Origin of the sequence: Actinoplanes sp. CA-252034 (assembly GCF_050956125.1) — a bacterium.
Lineage (GTDB): Bacteria > Actinomycetota > Actinomycetes > Mycobacteriales > Micromonosporaceae > Actinoplanes.
Window position 1 is genome coordinate 7,040,312 of the sequence record NZ_CP191846.1, and the last position, 15,859, is coordinate 7,056,170.

General features: G+C 72.4%; 11 protein-coding genes and 3 riboswitches. Of the genes, 4 read left to right on the forward strand and 7 right to left on the reverse strand.

Going from position 1 to position 15,859, the window contains the following annotated elements; translation table 11 throughout:
* Positions 1-111: 111 nt before the first annotated feature.
* Positions 112-675: a transglycosylase family protein gene (locus ACQPZW_RS32075; protein ID WP_433789757.1), complete on the reverse strand. Its 564-nt coding sequence runs from the start codon at positions 673-675 to the stop codon at positions 112-114.
* A gap of 2 nt (positions 676-677) precedes the next feature.
* Positions 678-924: riboswitch (cyclic di-AMP (ydaO/yuaA leader) on the reverse strand.
* Between the two features lie 287 nt (positions 925-1,211).
* The gene (locus ACQPZW_RS32080; protein ID WP_433789758.1) at positions 1,212-2,162 is read right to left on the reverse strand and encodes a lysostaphin resistance A-like protein; all 951 of its coding nucleotides are present in this window, start codon (positions 2,160-2,162) and stop codon (positions 1,212-1,214) included.
* A gap of 97 nt (positions 2,163-2,259) precedes the next feature.
* Here ACQPZW_RS32080 and ACQPZW_RS32085 point away from each other — a divergent pair, with 97 nt between their 5' ends.
* Positions 2,260-2,763: a GNAT family N-acetyltransferase gene (locus tag ACQPZW_RS32085; RefSeq protein ID WP_433789759.1), complete on the forward strand. Its 504-nt coding sequence runs from the start codon at positions 2,260-2,262 to the stop codon at positions 2,761-2,763.
* Here the strand turns inward: ACQPZW_RS32085 and ACQPZW_RS32090 are convergent, their stop codons facing one another.
* The 3 genes from ACQPZW_RS32090 to ACQPZW_RS32100 all read right to left on the reverse strand — a co-directional run bounded on the left by ACQPZW_RS32090 (position 2,764) and on the right by ACQPZW_RS32100 (position 7,543).
* Positions 2,764-5,481, reverse strand: a complete 2,718-nt coding sequence (locus tag ACQPZW_RS32090) for a beta-galactosidase (RefSeq protein WP_433789760.1) — start codon at positions 5,479-5,481, stop codon at positions 2,764-2,766. It lies immediately after the preceding gene.
* 75 nt (positions 5,482-5,556) lie between these two features.
* Positions 5,557-6,579, reverse strand: coding sequence for a rhamnogalacturonan acetylesterase (locus tag ACQPZW_RS32095; protein WP_433789761.1), 1,023 nt, complete (start codon positions 6,577-6,579; stop codon positions 5,557-5,559).
* A gap of 61 nt (positions 6,580-6,640) precedes the next feature.
* Positions 6,641-7,543 carry an NADP-dependent oxidoreductase gene (locus ACQPZW_RS32100; protein ID WP_433789762.1) on the reverse strand — a complete coding sequence of 301 codons (903 nt, stop codon included), beginning with the start codon at positions 7,541-7,543 and terminating at the stop codon, positions 6,641-6,643.
* Between the two features lie 131 nt (positions 7,544-7,674).
* Here ACQPZW_RS32100 and ACQPZW_RS32105 point away from each other — a divergent pair, with 131 nt between their 5' ends.
* Positions 7,675-8,526, forward strand: a complete 852-nt coding sequence (locus ACQPZW_RS32105) for a helix-turn-helix transcriptional regulator (protein ID WP_433789763.1) — start codon at positions 7,675-7,677, stop codon at positions 8,524-8,526.
* A gap of 12 nt (positions 8,527-8,538) precedes the next feature.
* On the opposite strand, the gene ACQPZW_RS32110 is transcribed toward ACQPZW_RS32105, so the two are convergent.
* Both ACQPZW_RS32110 and ACQPZW_RS32115 read right to left on the reverse strand, forming a co-directional pair.
* Positions 8,539-10,011, reverse strand: coding sequence for a diguanylate cyclase domain-containing protein (locus ACQPZW_RS32110; protein ID WP_433789764.1), 1,473 nt, complete (start codon positions 10,009-10,011; stop codon positions 8,539-8,541).
* 23 nt (positions 10,012-10,034) lie between these two features.
* On the reverse strand, positions 10,035-13,166 hold the full coding sequence (locus ACQPZW_RS32115) for a PAS domain S-box protein (protein ID WP_433789765.1): 3,132 nt from the start codon (positions 13,164-13,166) through the stop codon (positions 10,035-10,037).
* Between the two features lie 131 nt (positions 13,167-13,297).
* A riboswitch (glycine riboswitch) is annotated at positions 13,298-13,392 on the forward strand.
* Positions 13,393-13,396: 4 nt separating this feature from the next.
* Positions 13,397-13,483: riboswitch (glycine riboswitch) on the forward strand.
* A 32-nt stretch (positions 13,484-13,515) separates the two neighbouring features.
* On the opposite strand from ACQPZW_RS32115, the gene gcvT reads away from it, so the two are divergent.
* Both gcvT and ACQPZW_RS32125 read left to right on the forward strand, forming a co-directional pair.
* Positions 13,516-14,568 carry a glycine cleavage system aminomethyltransferase GcvT gene (gcvT, locus tag ACQPZW_RS32120; protein WP_433789766.1) on the forward strand — a complete coding sequence of 351 codons (1,053 nt, stop codon included), beginning with the start codon at positions 13,516-13,518 and terminating at the stop codon, positions 14,566-14,568.
* A gap of 3 nt (positions 14,569-14,571) precedes the next feature.
* The gene (locus ACQPZW_RS32125) at positions 14,572-15,858 is read left to right on the forward strand and encodes an L-serine ammonia-lyase (RefSeq protein WP_433789767.1); all 1,287 of its coding nucleotides are present in this window, start codon (positions 14,572-14,574) and stop codon (positions 15,856-15,858) included.
* Position 15,859: the final 1 nt, after the last annotated feature.

Below are 15,859 nucleotides of genomic sequence, written 5' to 3' on the forward strand. Positions count from 1 at the left end.
GAGGCGGCGGACCGCGCCGGGGTGGTGCCGCGCAGTCCAACGACTGCGTGACGCCACCCCAGCACGGTCCCGACGCGCAGTGTCCCGACGCGCACGGTCCCGACGCGACGGTCAGAGGCGGATGCGCTGCCCCGGGAAGATCAGGGCGGGGCCGCGGAGCTTGTCCTTGTTGAGCGCGTAGAGCGTACGCCAACCGCCCTTGACCTTGTATTTCCGCGCGATCGCGGCGAGCGTGTCACCGGAACGGATCACGTAGGTCTTGCCGGTCGCCTTGACCGACGTCTTCTTGGCCTTCTTCTTCGAGGTCGCCGTCGTCGCCTTGTAGACGCCGGACTTCTTACCGCAGGTCGGCCACGGGCTCAGGCCACGCTTGGCGTAGAGCTTGTTGGCGATGGCGATCTGCTCGGCCTTGGTGGCCTTGTCGGCGGTCGCGGCATACTTGCCACCGCCGTTCGACTTCCACGTGCTGCGGCTGAACTGCAGGCCGCCGTGATACCCGTTGCCGGTGTTGATGTGCCACCTGCCGCCGGACTCGCACTTGGCGACGACATCCCAGTTGACCTGGCGCGCGGCCTGAGCCGGAGTGGCCGGGCCGAGCAGGACGCCGGCTCCGGTGACTCCGGCGGTTGCCAGAACCAGGGCAAGGCGAACTCGTCTACTACCGATCCGAGACATGGAGATCCTCCACGCCTGCGAGGTGAGCTGTCGGATTCGGGCACGGATCGTTCTCGACCTGCCTGGAGTCTCACCTCTCAGGCGATCAGGGCGACGGCGTCCGCCGTCGTGAACGATCCTCGCTGGCCCGGCCGCGTGCACACGGCTTCACCCCTAGGCGCGCATCCCGCGCGCCGTGAAGATTGGGTCCCCCGCTCCTGCCCTCCTATCGAGTCTGTGGACGGGGGCAGGACTCGGCGGTCCGTCCACAGTGCCCGCAACGCGGGACTGCCCGACGGTAACCACGTCGATGGGCTCGGAGCCAACCCGATCGCCCTTCAGAGTGACGTTCTTCTCAGTATTTGCCCACTTTGATCTTCATTGTGGACGGGAATTTCCGACACTGGGCTTATACCTGTTTCATCCTGTTTTTTCGTGGCTCAACGGGACGGGCTGTCGGCTTTCATCGGGTCACCCGGCGGGCCACAAAGCTTCCCATTACCCGCTTTTCGGGCCGGTCATCGATGCTCGGGAGGTTTGCCGGGCCGTGAAGCGGGTCAGCGGACGCCGGCCACCAGGGAGTAGACGCCTGCCGGGTAGCCGGTGACGGGGGTGGCGGTGGCCAGGCCGCGCCGCCGGGCCAGCCAGATGATCACTGCGGCGAAGCCGAGAAGGAGCGGGACGTCCACGGCGAAGCCCTGCCACGGCATGTCGGCCGCGGTCTCGTCGATCGTGAGCTGGCCGAACGCGGCCGCCACCAGGGTGCCGAGCAGGTTGTTCATGACATGCAGGGCCACCGCGGCCTCCAGCCCACCGGTGCGCACCGTCACCCAGCCGGCGACCACGCCGAACAGCATCAGGTCGGCGAAGCCCCACGGCGTTCCCCACCCGTGCAGCGCGGCGAAGACCACGGCCTGCACCACGATCGGCAGCCACGGTCCGCGCAGGTACGCGCCGAGGCCCTGGAGCAGCCAGCCACGGCACACGTACTCCTCGGCGGCGGCCTGGAACGGCACCACGGCCAGCAGCACCACCGACGACACCAGGAACGGCCCCCACCCGGCCAACGGGTCGCCGAGTCCGGCGTCCTCCCCGGTGGCCTCGGCGAGCGCCGTGACCGCCGTCAGGAACACGACGATCGTCACCGCGGCGACGCCCAGGCAGACCGCGAGCCACCGCCACCGGATCCGGCCGGTCACCGACGACAGCGTCCCGGCCGGGCGCTGCTGGATCCAGCGGGCCGCGATCAGCACGAATGGCAGGATCACGGCGATCGACAGGAAACCCACCGCCAGGTCGGGCAGCGCGCCGAACGAGGCCATGCCGTCCGGCCCGTCCGGGCGCCCGGAGACCTCGGCCGCGATCACGTAGGTCCCGTAGCCGCCGATCATCGTGACGAACCCGGCCACGACGACGAACAGGGTGCCCACCGGGAAACGCCACCAACGGTGCGCGGCGGTACGAGCGGCGCGGTGGTAGGGGCTACCGGGCGGCGGAGGCGTCATCATGCCCACGAGTCTTCCCGCCGGGGCGGGCCGGCGGATCTGGCCGCGGCCGGATTCTCACCCCTAACCTGAGATATAGAGGTCCGGCAGAATACCGATCATGGAACCACCCGAGATGATCAACGCCGGCGAGCTGGTCCTCAAACGCTGGGAACCCGAATGGTCCGCCGAGGTGGCCGCGGCCGTCCAGGAGTCGCTGCCCGAGCTGGCGCCGTTCCTGCCGTTCGCCACCCCGCACTACGGTGTCGCCGAGGCCCGCGCCTACGCCGAGCGGTCAGCGGCCGATTGGGCGGCCGGGACCGAGTTCAACTACGCGATCTTCACGACCGTCGGTGACCTGATCGGGTCGATCGGGCTGATGACCAGGCCGGGGCCGGGCGCGCTGGAGATCGGCTACTGGATACGGACCCCGTGGGCGGGCCGGGGGCGGATGACCGCCGCGGTGACGGTCCTGTCCCGGGTGGGGCTGTCGCTGCCGGGCATCGAGCGCCTGGTCATCCGGCACCACCCGGCCAACCTCGCGTCCGCCGCGGTGGCGGCCAAGGCCGGTTTCGTCGAGATCGGCCGCGACGGCGACTCCGTGATCCGGGAGCGCCGCGCCTGATCACCGTGGGCCGGTGCCCCCGTCCAGGACCACGACACCCCGGGCGGGGAGCGTCGGCGGGGCGCCGGGCAGATCCGGCAGGGCGATCGTCTCGGCGGTGCGGTTGATCAGGAAACGGAACGGGCCGCGGACCGCGAGCTCCACCTTTCCGCGCAGGGCGGGCGGCAGCTCGCTGACGACTCCGGCCGGCGCCAGCAGCTCGTCGAGGATCGGCACCAGGCCTTGCGGCCTCAATCGGGTCGAGACGTACGCCGCGGAGCCGGCACCCACCTCCCGGCGTGTGACGGCCGCCCCGCCGCCGGCGTAGGTGACCAGCACCTTGGTCGCCGGGTCGGTCACCTCCACGCGCTCGGACCAGAGCGTGCCGGCCGTGCCGTCGGACAGCGGCGCCGACTCCCCGTCCAGCAGGGGCGCGAACTCCTCGACCCGGATGCCGAGCAGGTCACGCAGCGCACCCGGGTAACCGCCGAGCCACGCGTGGTCGAACTCGTCGACGATGCCGGAGAAGTACGTCGTCACCAGGTGACCGCCGCCGGTCACGTAGTCCTCGAGGCGCTGCCTCAGGGCGGCCGGGACGAGGTGCAGGATCGGCGCCACGACCAGCCGGTATCCGGTCAGGTCGGCGGCGACCGGCACCACGTCGGCGCGGATGCCCAGGTCGAGCAGGGCCGTATACCAGTCGAGCGCCTCGTCACGGTAGCGGAGCCGGTCGGTCGGGTGCGCGTCCTGTTCGGCGGCCCACCACGACTCGTAATCAATCACCACGGCCACCGCGGACGGCGTACGCCGCACGGTTGCGACGCCGGACAGTGACCGCAACCGCGCGCCGAGATCGGTGACCGCCGCGAAGATCGCGCTGCTCTCGCCGGCGTGCGGCAGCATCGCCGAGTGATACTTCTCGGCGCCCGCCCGGGACTGCCGCCATTGGAAGAAGCAGACGCCGTCGGCGCCGTGGGCGACGTGCGTGAGCGAGTCGCGGGCCAGCTCGCCGGGGAGTTTCGGCACGTTGACCGGCTGCCAGTTGACCGCACCGGTGGAGTGCTCCATCAGGAACCAGGGCCGGCCGGCGATCAGGTTGCCGGACAGGTTGGCCGAGAACGACAGCTCGTCGCGCGACTGCGGGCCGGGCCGGGTGTAGTGGTCGTTGGCGATGAAGTCGACCTCGGCCGCCCAGTCCGGATAGTTCATCTCGTTGATCGGCCCGGCGACCATGAAGTTGGTGGTCACCGGCACGTCCGGGGTGATCTCCCGCAGGATGCGCCGCTCGGCCAGGTAGTGCTCCTTGAGGGCGTCCGACGAGAACCGCCTGAAGTCGAGCTGCTGCGTCGGGTTGACCGGCCCGTTCGCGTGGCGCGGCGGCAGGATCTGCTCCCACTCGCCGTAGCGCTGCGACCAGAAGTCGGTGCCCCAGGCCTCGTTCAGCGCGTCCAGGGTGGTGTATCGCCGCCGCAGCCAGACCCGGAACGCGCGCGCCGCGTCGTCGGAGTAGTCATGGACGTTGTGGCAGCCCAGCTCGTTGCTGACATGCCAGGCGGCCAGCGCGGGATGGCCGGCGTAGCGCTTCGCGATCGTACGGACCAGGCGCAGCGCGTGCTCGCGGAAGACCGGTGAGGTGGGTCGCCAGTGCTGGCGGGCGCCCGGCCACACGGTGCGGCCGTCCCGGTCGACCGGCAGGATCTCCGGGTGCTTCGTGGTCAGCCACGGCGGCGGCGAGGCGGTCGGAGTGGCCAGATCGACCAGGATGCCGCCCGCGTGCAGCAGGTCGATGACCTCGTCGAGCCAGCCGAAGTCGTAGCGCCGCTCGGCCGGTTCGAGCCGGGCCCACGCGAAGATGCCCAGCGACACGATCGTGACCCCGGCCTCGCGCATGGCCCGCACGTCGTCGGCCCACACCTCGCGCGGCCACTGCTCCGGGTTGTAGTCGGCGCCGAACTCGATGCGCGGCTCGCCGTCGCGTTTCAGCCAGCGCGGCGCGTCCCGGGGCGCGCGCAACGCGGCCGCGAAGAAGCCGAGCGACGCGTCGACCGAGTCGGGGACGTCGAGCGGCCGGTTGAGGTGGCCGTGCGTGGTGCCGGGAGCCACGAACGACTCGGCCGGCACCCCGACCTCACGCAGCTGCCGTTGCAGCAGCTCGCCGGAGGGACGCAGGTCGTCGATCTCGGAGAGCAGGATGTGGGCCGGCGGCAGGCCGTCGAGCCGGGCCGCGCCGGGCAGGGCGTCGGCCGGGAGGTCGCTGATCCGGCCCACGTAGTTGCGGACCATGTCCTCGATGTTCTCCAGCGTGCGCCCGTGCCCGAGCGTCGGCGTCGGGAAGTGCGCGAACGGATAGGCCAGCAGGAGCAGGTCCGGCCGGTCGTCCGTGGTGCGCAGCGCGGCCGCGACGGCGAGGGCCGCTCCCGCGCTCGCACCGCCGAGAGCCCGGCGTGCCGGCAGGTCGTCGCGAGCGGCCACCCAGGACCAGACGGCGTGCACGTCGTCGATCGGGACCGGGTAGCGGACCCCGTCGACGGCCAGGCGATAGCCGACCGAGAAGACGACCGCGTTCGCCCGGCGCGACAGCTCGGCGCCGACCATGTCGGACTCGGGAGTGTCCAGGCCGCCGTGGCGGAACCCTCCACCATGGGCCCAGACGAGCACCGCCTCCGCCGGGCCGTCCGGCTCGTAGACCCGCACCGGAATCGGGCCGTGCGGCCCCGTCACCTCGAGATCCGCGCTCATTCACCCATCCTTGTGAAACGTATTAGCCCAGGCAAGCGCTTTCCGCAGGTTTCCGGTGCGGTTCTCCCCCACGCCTCAGCCTCCGTACCACTCGCGGAGCCGGGTCAGCACGAGCCCGCCGATCCGGTCGGCGCCGTACTCCGAGAAGTGGGTGTTGTCGCGCTTCTCGTCGTACAGGAAGATCGGCTTCGAGGCCTCCGGACCGAGCCCTTCGACCAGCGCGGCGCTGTCCGCGGTCAGGTCGATGTAGGGCACACCGGAGGCGCCCGCGACCGCCGCCATCTCCGCGGGCAGGTCCACGCCGAGCCCGTTGACGTGCCTCGCGACCGGCGTGAGCCGGCCGTCCGCGTCGAAGAGACGGCGCACCGGCGGGCTGACCAGCACCGGCCGAGCGTCCAGGGCCCTCAGCTCGGTGACCATCCGGGTCAGGTTGGCGCGATAGTCCTCGGCGGTCGTGGCCTTGTCGTTGTGCCCGAACTGCAGCAGCACCACGTCACCACGGCCGACCCGCGGGAGCATCGTGGCCCACAGCCGCGGATCGGCCAGGAACGACGCCGAGCCCTCCCCCGAGTCGGCGTAGTTGGCCACCGTCACCGACCGGGGCAGGTGCTGCGGGATCGCCTGACCCCAGCCCGTGTAGGGCACGACGGCCTGGTCGCAGACTGTCGAGTCACCGGCGAGGAACAACCGCGGCCCCCGTGGCGGCGCGGGTCGCACGGTCACCCGGCGCACCTGCGGGGCGGCGCCGGTGAAGGTGAGCGTCAGCCCTGGCGTGCCGACGGCGGGCAGGGTCGGCTCGCCCTCCGGCTCGCGCACGTCGACCCGGAACCCCCGGTGCGCGAACCGCCCCGCCCCGGTGGCCGTCTCGGCGAGCATCATCCGGCGCGCCTCGGCCCGCACGGCGGTGCTGCCGGCCGCGTCCGGGCTGCCGAGGGTCACCGCGACGTCGTACACCCCGGGCGGCACGTCGTAGTGGCAGACCACCGGGGCGGTCCCGGCGCACTCGCCGGGGATGTCATGGCGCCCACCGGCCAGAGCCGGGCTCGGCGCCACGACGGCGGCCACGGTGGCCAGCGCCAGCGCTCGGGATCTTCTCATCGGGGTCTCTCCCATCGACATTTTGAAACGTTTACATCGATGAAACCCGATCAGTCAAGCTCTACGGCCGCAGCAGCAGCTTTCCCCGGACATGGCCACCGGCACTGCGGTCCTGGGCCTTACCCGCGTCGGCCAGGGCGAACGTCCCGGCCACCTCGACCCGCAGCCGGCCGGTCCCCGCCAGCTCGGCCAGGGCCGCCAACGCCTCCCCGCTGCGCTCGCCGCCCGCCGAGAACACCACCCCCGACTGCTGGGCGGCCACCGCGTCGGCGATCGTCACGATCCGGTCGACGCCGCCACGCAGCTCCACCGACACCTCCACCGCGCCCTGACCCGCCGCGTCGAAGACGGCGTCGACCCGCGGCGCCACGGCCCGGACCCGGTCGGCGAGACCCGGGCCGTACGCGACCGGGACCGCCCCGAGCGACCGCAGGTAGTCGTGGTTGCCCGGCGACGCGGTGCCGACGACGGTCGCCCCACGAGCCACCGCCAGCTGCACCGCCACCCCGCCGACACCACCGGCCGCCCCGTGGATCAGCACCGTCTCCCCCGCCCCGACGGCGAGCAGGTCCAGGACCCGCTGGGCGGTCTCCCCCGCCACCGGCAGCGCGGCCGCCTCGTCCCAGCCCAGCCCGGCCGGCTTCCGGGCGACCACGGTGGCCAGCGCGTAGTCCGCGTACGCGCCGGTGTCGGTGAACCCGAGCACCTCGTCGCCGGCCGCCAGACCGGTCACCCCCTCGCCCACCTCGTCGACCACACCGGCCGCCTCCCAGCCGGGCGTCGCCGGGAACACGGTCGGGAACACCTGCTCCAGGAGGCCGTTGCGGACCTTGTGGTCGACCGGGTTGACACCGGCCGCCACCACCCGCAGCCGGACCTGGCCGGGCCCCGGCTGCGGCACGCCGACCTCGGCCACCCGCAGCACCTCGGGACCACCGAACCGGTCGAAGACGATCGCCTCCATGACTGCCACCTCTCTCGTGGATCGCTGTGGCACCCAGGCTGCTGCGATCGCGGGCCGTTGTGGAGCGGACCTGTTTCCCTAGGACCGGTGATCCTTGGCTACCGTCCGGCGGATGCGCGAGCATTGCCGTCATGGATCGACGTGAGCTGGCCGACTTCCTGCGCCGCTGCCGGGAGCGGCTGCGGCCAGCCGACGTCGGGCTGACGGCGGGGCCACGACGGCGTACGCCCGGATTGCGCCGTGAGGAGCTGGCCATGCTCGCCGGTATGTCGGCCGACTATCTGATGCGCCTCGAACAGGCCCGCAGCCCGCAGCCGTCGCCGCAGGTGCTCCGCTCGCTGGGGCAGGCGCTGCGCCTCAGCGACGACGAACGTGACCACCTCTACCTGCTGGCCGGGCACCGTCCACCGGCCGGGCGGCCGGCCGGCGCCCACGTCCGGCCCGGACTGCTCTACCTGCTCGACCAGCTGACCGGTGTGCCCGCCCAGGTGCTCAGCGACCTCGGCGACGTGCTGGCGCAGAACGCGCTGGCCGAGACCCTGTTCGGTGACATCTGCCCGCCGATGCGCCACGACCACGAGCAGGATCACAACATCGTGTGGCGGTGGTTCAACGACCCGCGGATCCGGCTGGCCCATCCGGTCGAGGAGCACGACTACCTCAGCCAGGTGTATGTCGCCGATCTGCGGGCCGCGATCGCCCGGCGCGGTCGCGACCCGGTCGCGGCGACGCTGGTGGAACGGCTCCGGGGGTGCAGCGACGAGTTCGCCGGGCTGTGGGACCGGCACGAGGTGGCGGTCCGCCGGCAGAGCCGCCTGCGCGTGCAGCACCCCACCGTCGGGCTGCTCGAGCTCGACTGCGAGACGCTGCTGACCCCGGCCGAGGATCAGCGGCTGGTGCTGCTCACCGCGCCGCCGGGCAGCCCGACCGCAGGCCACCTGGAACTGCTGCGGGTCGTCGGCCGGGAGACGTTCGCGGGCTGAGCCGGGCCACCCTCAGGCGGCGACCTCGAAGGCGCCCTTGCCGCGGTTCTTCGCCCGGTACATCGCCTGGTCGGCCAGGTTGAGCAGATGTGACGCGTCGCCGCCGGCACGGTCGGCCAGCGCGGCGCCGACGCTGGCCCGTACGGTCGCGGTGCCGCCCGCCGGCAGCGGGCACGGCGCGTCGACGGCCCGGATGATCCGGTCGGCCACGGCCGGCAGGCCCTCCGGCGGCGGCCGGTCGAGGAGGATGGCGAACTCGTCGCCCCCGAGACGGGCGACCAGGTCTCCGGGGCCGACCGCGGCACGCAGACGGGCGGCCGTCTCGATCAGCACGGCGTCACCGGCGGCGTGGCCGTACCGGTCGTTGACGGGTTTGAAGTCGTCCAGGTCGATCAGGAGCACCCCGGCCGGGCCCGGGTTCCGCAACGACGCGGTCAGCCGGTCCAGGAAGCAGGCCCGGTTGGCCAGGCCGGTGAGGCTGTCGGTGAACGCCATGGCATGCAGCCGCCGGGTGAGGCCGTCACGTTCGGCGAGCAGCCGGGCGTTGTCGATGAACGCGGTGAGCTGCCGGGCCACGACGATCCCGGTGCAGAGCACGGCGCCGGCCTGGACGATCCAGGCTCGCGGGTCCAGCCCGCCGGTCAGCAGGGCCCAGATGAGCAGCAGGTGGATGCCGGCGAGCGCCAGATACGGCATCGCGCTGTACGGGCGCTTGCGTACCGCCGGCGTCACGGCCCGCCCGGCCAGGAACCGGCGATACTGGAACCACGCCGCGACGAGCAGCAGCGCGTGACAGGCCAGGCTGAGCGCGAAGACGACGCCGGGACGCCCGGCCCGTGCCAGCTCCGGTCCCAGGGTGCGGGCCAGGCTCTCCAGCGTTCCGGCGATCGGGCCCATCACGCCGATGTGCCAGCGGAACGGCGCGGTCCCACTGAGGTAGAGCCGACCGACCGCGAACGCCAGCAGCATCGCGATCAACGGGGCGGCCACCCCGGCGACCTGCCCGGCCCCGAAGGAGCCGGTCATCGTCCAGTACAGGCACCCGGCGCCGACCGCGGTCACCACCGTGGCCAGGTCGAGGTGGTAGCAGAGACGCTCCCTCGCCGACCGGTGCGGCAACGGGTAGGTGGCGATCACGCCGATCACCACCGCGCCGCCCAGGCCGAGCGCCACGGTCCGCGCGATCCCGGTGCCGGTACGGGCGTCGAACGACGACGGGTCGGCCAGCGTCATGGCGACCTGGAGCCAGTCGGCGACACTGAAGATCGCACCGGCGACGATGAAGGCCCGCCAGAAACGGCGTTCCGTGGTGGGCTCCGGCATGAGGCGGACCGCGCGGTACGCGTACCACGTCATCGCCGTGGCGAAGACGGCGACGGTGAGCCAGCAGACCACCGCGTGGACGGCCGGGCTCCCCCACGGCACGACGAAGACGGCGCCGAGCACGGTGGTCAGCGCGGCGACGGCCACCGGAAGGACCGGCATCGGGAGGCTGCTCCGGGGTGACGTCACGCCGGGCTGACCGATCCGGCGGCGGCCACCGGCAGGGTCAGGGTGAAGATGCTGCCCGCCGGGTAGCCGGGCAGGTACCCGACCGTGCCGTCGTTGGCCTCGGCGAGGCCCTTGACGATGTAGAGGCCCAGCCCGGCGCCCTGGATGGTCACGTCTCCGGCGGCCGCCCGGCTGAACCGGTCGAACAGATGCGGCCGCAGCGGCTCCGGGATCCCCGGGCCGTCGTCGTAAACGCTGATCAGCGCGTTGCCGCCCTGCACCTCGACGGTGATCGCGGTGACGCCCCCGGCGTACTTGTCGGCGTTGGTGCAGAAGTTGGTGACGATCTGGTGCAGGTGACTGGGATGCACCAGCACCGCCTGGTCGGGCGGGCAGGTCACTCCGGGGGTGATGCCGAGCCCGGTCACCACCTCGTGCAGGGCGGCCGCGACCTCCACCGGCTCCGGCACGGCGTGCAGCTGGCCGGCGTCGATGGTGTAGAGGGTGAGGATCTCGGCGCGCAGCAGGTTGAGCCGGTGGGTGGAGCGGGCGATGACCTCCAGCGCCTTGCGGTGTGCGGGCGCCAGCTGCCCCGGCTCGGCGAGCACCATCTCGGCATAGCCGGCGATCGTGTTGAGCGGGGTGCCGATCTCGTGGGAGAGCATGCCCATCAGGTCGAGCCGGAACGCGTTCGCCTCGGCCAGCCGGGCGTTGCTGTCCTGCAGCTCGTCGTTGCGCACCCCGAGCAGCCCGGCCGCGGCGTCGCGTTCCCGTTCCGCGGCCAGGCGCGCCGTCACATCCTGGACGACGGCGATGAAGCTGGTCGGCTGGCCGTCGCTGTCGCGCACCAGGGACATGCCGACCTCGGCGTCCACCACGCGGCCGTCGGCGTGCAGCAGGCGCAGGTGGCGGCCGGCCGGGAGGTTCTCGGTGAACAGTATGGCCGCGGCGCGGTGATTGGCGGGCCGGTCGTCGGGATGGGTGATGTCGTCGAGGGTGAGGTCCTCCAGCTCGACGACCGACCGGCCGAGGATTTCCGCGAGCGCCGGATTGACGTGCTGGAACCGCCCGTCGAGCCGGATCGTCGCCTGGCCGACGGTGGCCAGCGCGAACTGGGTGCGCAGACGCTCCTCGCTGTCGGCGAGCCGCCGTTCGGCCTCTTTACGGGCGGTGACGTCGATGTTGATCTCGAGGATCGCCAGCGGTACGCCGTCCTCGTCGTACTGGACGCTCTGATGGGACAGCACCACGACGCGGCTGCCGTCGCTGCGCAGATGGTCCAGCTCGCCGTGCCAGCGGCCCACGTCGGCCAGGGTGCCCTCGATCAGGGTCCGCAGCGCCGGGAACCGGGTGTTGAGCAGCCGGTGCAGGTTGCAGCCGAGCACCGCGTCCGGCTTCCACCCGTAGATGCCCTCGGCGCCCCGGTTCCAGTAGGTGACCTTGCCGGTGAGGTCCCGCACGATCACCGCGGTGGGCGCCAGGTCGAGCAGCTCGGCCTGCTGGCGCAGTCGCGCGGTGTCGCGGTGGCGCTCGGTGACGTCGCTGCAGACGCCGTCGACGAAGAGCACGCCGTTCTCCCGGCGTGGGTGGCCACGGGTCCACACCCAGCGGGTGACCCCGTCGCCGCCGATCAGCCGGCAGACGGTCTCCGCGGCCTGCCCGGTCGTCAGTGTCCTGCGGAACGCGCGGAAGGACTCCTGATCGTCGGGGTGCACCATCGCGGCCATCGCCTCGCCCAGATCGCCGCCGGACGGCGGCGGCCCGCCGAAGACACCGGTGTTGCCGGGGCTGGCGTACATCACCCGGACCGAGCCGTCGGCGGCGATCCGGACCTTCCACAGGAAGTCACTGAGGTTGGCGACGATCTGGTCGAAACCACGCCGGGCACGGCTGAGCTCCAGCTCCAGGTCGAGGGCACGGCGGCGGTGGACGTACTGGCCGATGTGCGCGGCGACCGTGTCGAGGGCGGCCATCACCTCCGGGTCGGCCTCGGTGCGCCGCCGGTCGTAGACGGCGAGGACCCCGACCACGTCGACGCCGTTGCGGACCGGCACGGCCACGACGCTCTGCAGCCCGGCGGCCCCGGCGGCGGCGGCACGCGGGCCGTCGGACGCCGGCAGGTCGGTGGACCAGCAGGCCGCGGCGGTCTCCCACACCTGCCCGACAGCGCCGCGACCACGGCTGATCTCCCGGACCGGGCGCATCGACTCGGCCATCGCGGCGTCCCGGCACCACGCGGCCAGCCGGACCAGGCACCTTCCCCGCGCGGCGTCGAGGTGCCAGTACTCGACGTACGGCCAGCGCAGCCCCTCACCGACGGCGGCGAGCACCGAGTCGGTGGCCTGCTCCACGTTCTGGGCCGCGGCCAGCGCCCCCGCGACGGCGTATTCGAGCCGCCGCAGCCGCTCGCCGTGCTGCCGGGCGGTGATGTCGCGGACGAACGTGCCCATCACCGTCGACGACAGCTCGATCGGGAACCGGCGGCCACCGCGGTGCACGGCCTCGAACTCGCCCCGGCGCCCGGCCTCGTCGAGGTCGTGTTCCACCTCGTCGAGCCACCGGCGGAAGCCCTCGCGCCGGTCCGGGGCGATGATCAGCTCCTCGATCGGGCGGCCGAGCGCCTCCAGCTCGCTCCAGCCGAACATCCGCTCGGCGGCCCGGTTCCAGGTGGTGACCCGGCCGTCGGCGCCGGCAGCGACGAAGGCGTCCAGGGTGCTGTCCAGGATCCGCCGCAGCTGCTCGGAACCGCGCGCCGCCTCGGTGGCCGCGATCCGCGCCGCGATCTCGCCCGCCGCCGCGACGGCCAGGCCCTCCAGGACGGCGATGTCCGTGCCGGTCCACTCCCGCGGCCGGTCGTCGAAGACGCACAGGGCCCCCACGACCCGGCCGTCCGGCGAGCACAGCGGAGCACCCATCCAGGTGTCGGCCAGCACGTGCGGCGCCGCGGTCTCGACCACCTGCCGGCACCACGACTCCGGCGCCGGGGCGGGCTCGATCCCGCTGACGTCGCCGGCGAGCACGGAGCCGGACGGCAGCATCGCCACGCAGGCCCGTCCGCCGGCGAGACGGGCGGCCAGGACGGTGATCTGCTCCAGGACGGGCGACGCCGGGGCGAGGTCCACGTCGTCGGCCACTGCGATCGCGTTCATCGAGAGGCCCATCGTCCATGGCGCGGCACAATTGAGAGCTGGGCCACACACCGCTGTCCGGCAGGGCCGCGGCAGGCGGGCGGGTCGCGGTAGGCGGTAGGGTCTCGGCAGACAACCGAATACTTCGCCGCGATTCCGCCGCGGGAGAGTCCTCGCAGGTCAGCGAGGCGCCGAAGGAGCAACTTCTCCCTCAGAATCTCTCAGGCCCCCGTACCGCGACGGTCAGGCGACTCTGGAAAGTCAGCTCTTTCACGGAGCTGCGCCCACGGTGCAAGCCGCCCCTCCGGCGGTGAACCTCTCAGGCAGAGATGACAGAGCGAGGGAGGCCCGACCCGACAAGGAGCCTCCGTTGCGACACACCGCCCTGCACCACGTCCATCAGACCCACGGCGCCACCATGACCGGTTTCGCCGGCTGGTCCATGCCGCTGCGCTACGGCAGCGACATCGCCGAGCACCACACTGTCCGTACCGGCGTGGGCCTGTTCGATCTCGGGCACATGGGCCAGATCGAGGTGACCGGGCCCGACGCCGCCGCGTTCCTGGATCACGCTCTGGTCGGCCGGTTGTCGAAGGTCGCGGTGGGCCGCGCCAAGTACACGATGCTCTGCCACACGACCGGCGGCGTCCTCGACGACCTGGTCGTCTACCGGCTGGCCAGGGACCGGTTCCTGGTGGTGGCCAACGCCGGCAACGCGGCCGTGGTCCGGGCGATGCTCGGCGAGCACTCCGGCGGCTTCACCGTCACGATCACCGATCAGGCGCGGTCACTGATCGCGGTGCAGGGGCCGAAAGCCGTCGACGTGGTCGGCGAGCACCCGGATCTGCGCTACTACGGCATCCGGCCGGAGCGGCTGGCCGGGCGCGACGTGCTGCTGGCCCGTACCGGGTACACCGGCGAGGACGGGTTCGAGATCTACTGCGCCGACTCCGACGCCGAGGCGATCTGGGCGTGGGCGATCGACAGGGGCGCGGTTCCGTGCGGTCTGGCCTGCCGGGACACGCTGCGCCTGGAGGCCGGGATGCCGCTGTACGGCCACGAGCTCACCCTGCGCACCACCCCGTTCGACGCCGGTCTGGGCCGCGTCGTCGCCCTCGACAAGACGGACTTCGTCGGGGCCGCCGCCCTCCGCGCCGCCCGGCCGGACCGCCTGCTGACCGGCCTCGTGACCAAGGGCCGCCGCTCGCCACGGGCCGGTCACGCGGTCCTCGACCCGGACACCGGCGAGCGCCTCGGCGAGGTGACCAGCGGCGTCCCCTCCCCCACCCTCGGCCACCCGATCGCCATGGCCTACCTCCCGGCCGACCGCGCCGAGCCCGGCACCCGCGTGGTCGTCGACATCCGCGGCACCCGTGAAGAGGCCGAGGTCGTCACGCTGCCGTTCTACCGCAGGCAGGGCTGAGCCGTGACCGTCTCCGTCTTCGACCTGTTCTCCATCGGCATCGGCCCGTCCAGCTCGCACACGGTCGGCCCGATGCGCGCGGCCCGGCTCTTCACCGGCCACCTGACCGGCATCGACGGCGTGACGACCGTGCGGGCCGAGCTGTTCGGCTCGCTCGGCGCGACCGGTCACGGGCACGGCACGCCACGGGCGGTGCTGCTCGGCCTGCAGGGTGAGGACCCGGAGACGGTCGACACCACGCTCGAACCGTCCGCGGACGCCACCGGGTTCGCCGTGGACGTGGTGCTGCACCGGCGGCGCGCGCTGCCCGGCCACCCCAACGGCATGCGCTTCACCGCGCTGGGCGCCGACGGCACCGAGTTGCTGACCAAGACCTATTTCTCGGTCGGCGGCGGGTTCGTGGTGGATGACCGGGCCTCGGGTGTACGTCCGGAGCACACGCTCGTGCCCCACCCGTTCTCCTCCGGCGCTGACCTGCTGGAGCTGACCCGCTCCACCGGACTGTCGATCTCCCGTCTGATGCTGCACAACGAGTCCGTGCGGCGGCCCGTCGCCGAGGTGCGGGCCGGGCTGCTCGGCATCTGGCGGGTGATGAGCGCCTGCATCGACGACGGGCTGGACGCGGAGGGCGTACTCCCCGGTGGTTTGAAGGTCCGTCGCCGCGCCGCGCTGACCGCCCGCAAGTTGACCGCCGACGGTGATCCGCTGGAGTGGTTGACCGTCTACGCCATGGCGGTGAACGAGGAGAACGCGGCGGGCGGCCGGGTGGTGACCGCACCGACCAACGGGGCCGCCGGGATCATCCCGGCCGTGCTGCGCTACTACCTGGACTTCGTGCCCGGGGCGAACGAGGACGGGGTGGTGCGGTTCCTGCTGGCGGCCGGTGCCATCGGGCACCTGTTCAAGGAGAACGCGTCGATCTCCGGGGCGGAGGTGGGCTGCCAGGGTGAGGTCGGGTCGGCGTGCGCGATGGCCGCGGCCGGACTGGCCGAGGTGCTCGGCGGCACCCCGGAGCAGGTGGAGAACGCCGCCGAGATCGGCATGGAGCACAACCTGGGCCTGACCTGCGACCCGGTCGGCGGCCTGGTGCAGATCCCGTGCATCGAGCGCAACGGCATGGCCGCGGTCAAGGCCGTCACCGCCGCGAAGATGGCGCTGCGCGGCGACGGCCGCCACCACGTCTCCCTCGACAAGGTCATCAAGACCATGAAGGAGACCGGCGCCGACATGAAGAGCAAGTACAAGGAGACGTCACGGGGCGGCCTGGCCGTCAACGTCATCGAGTGCTGAC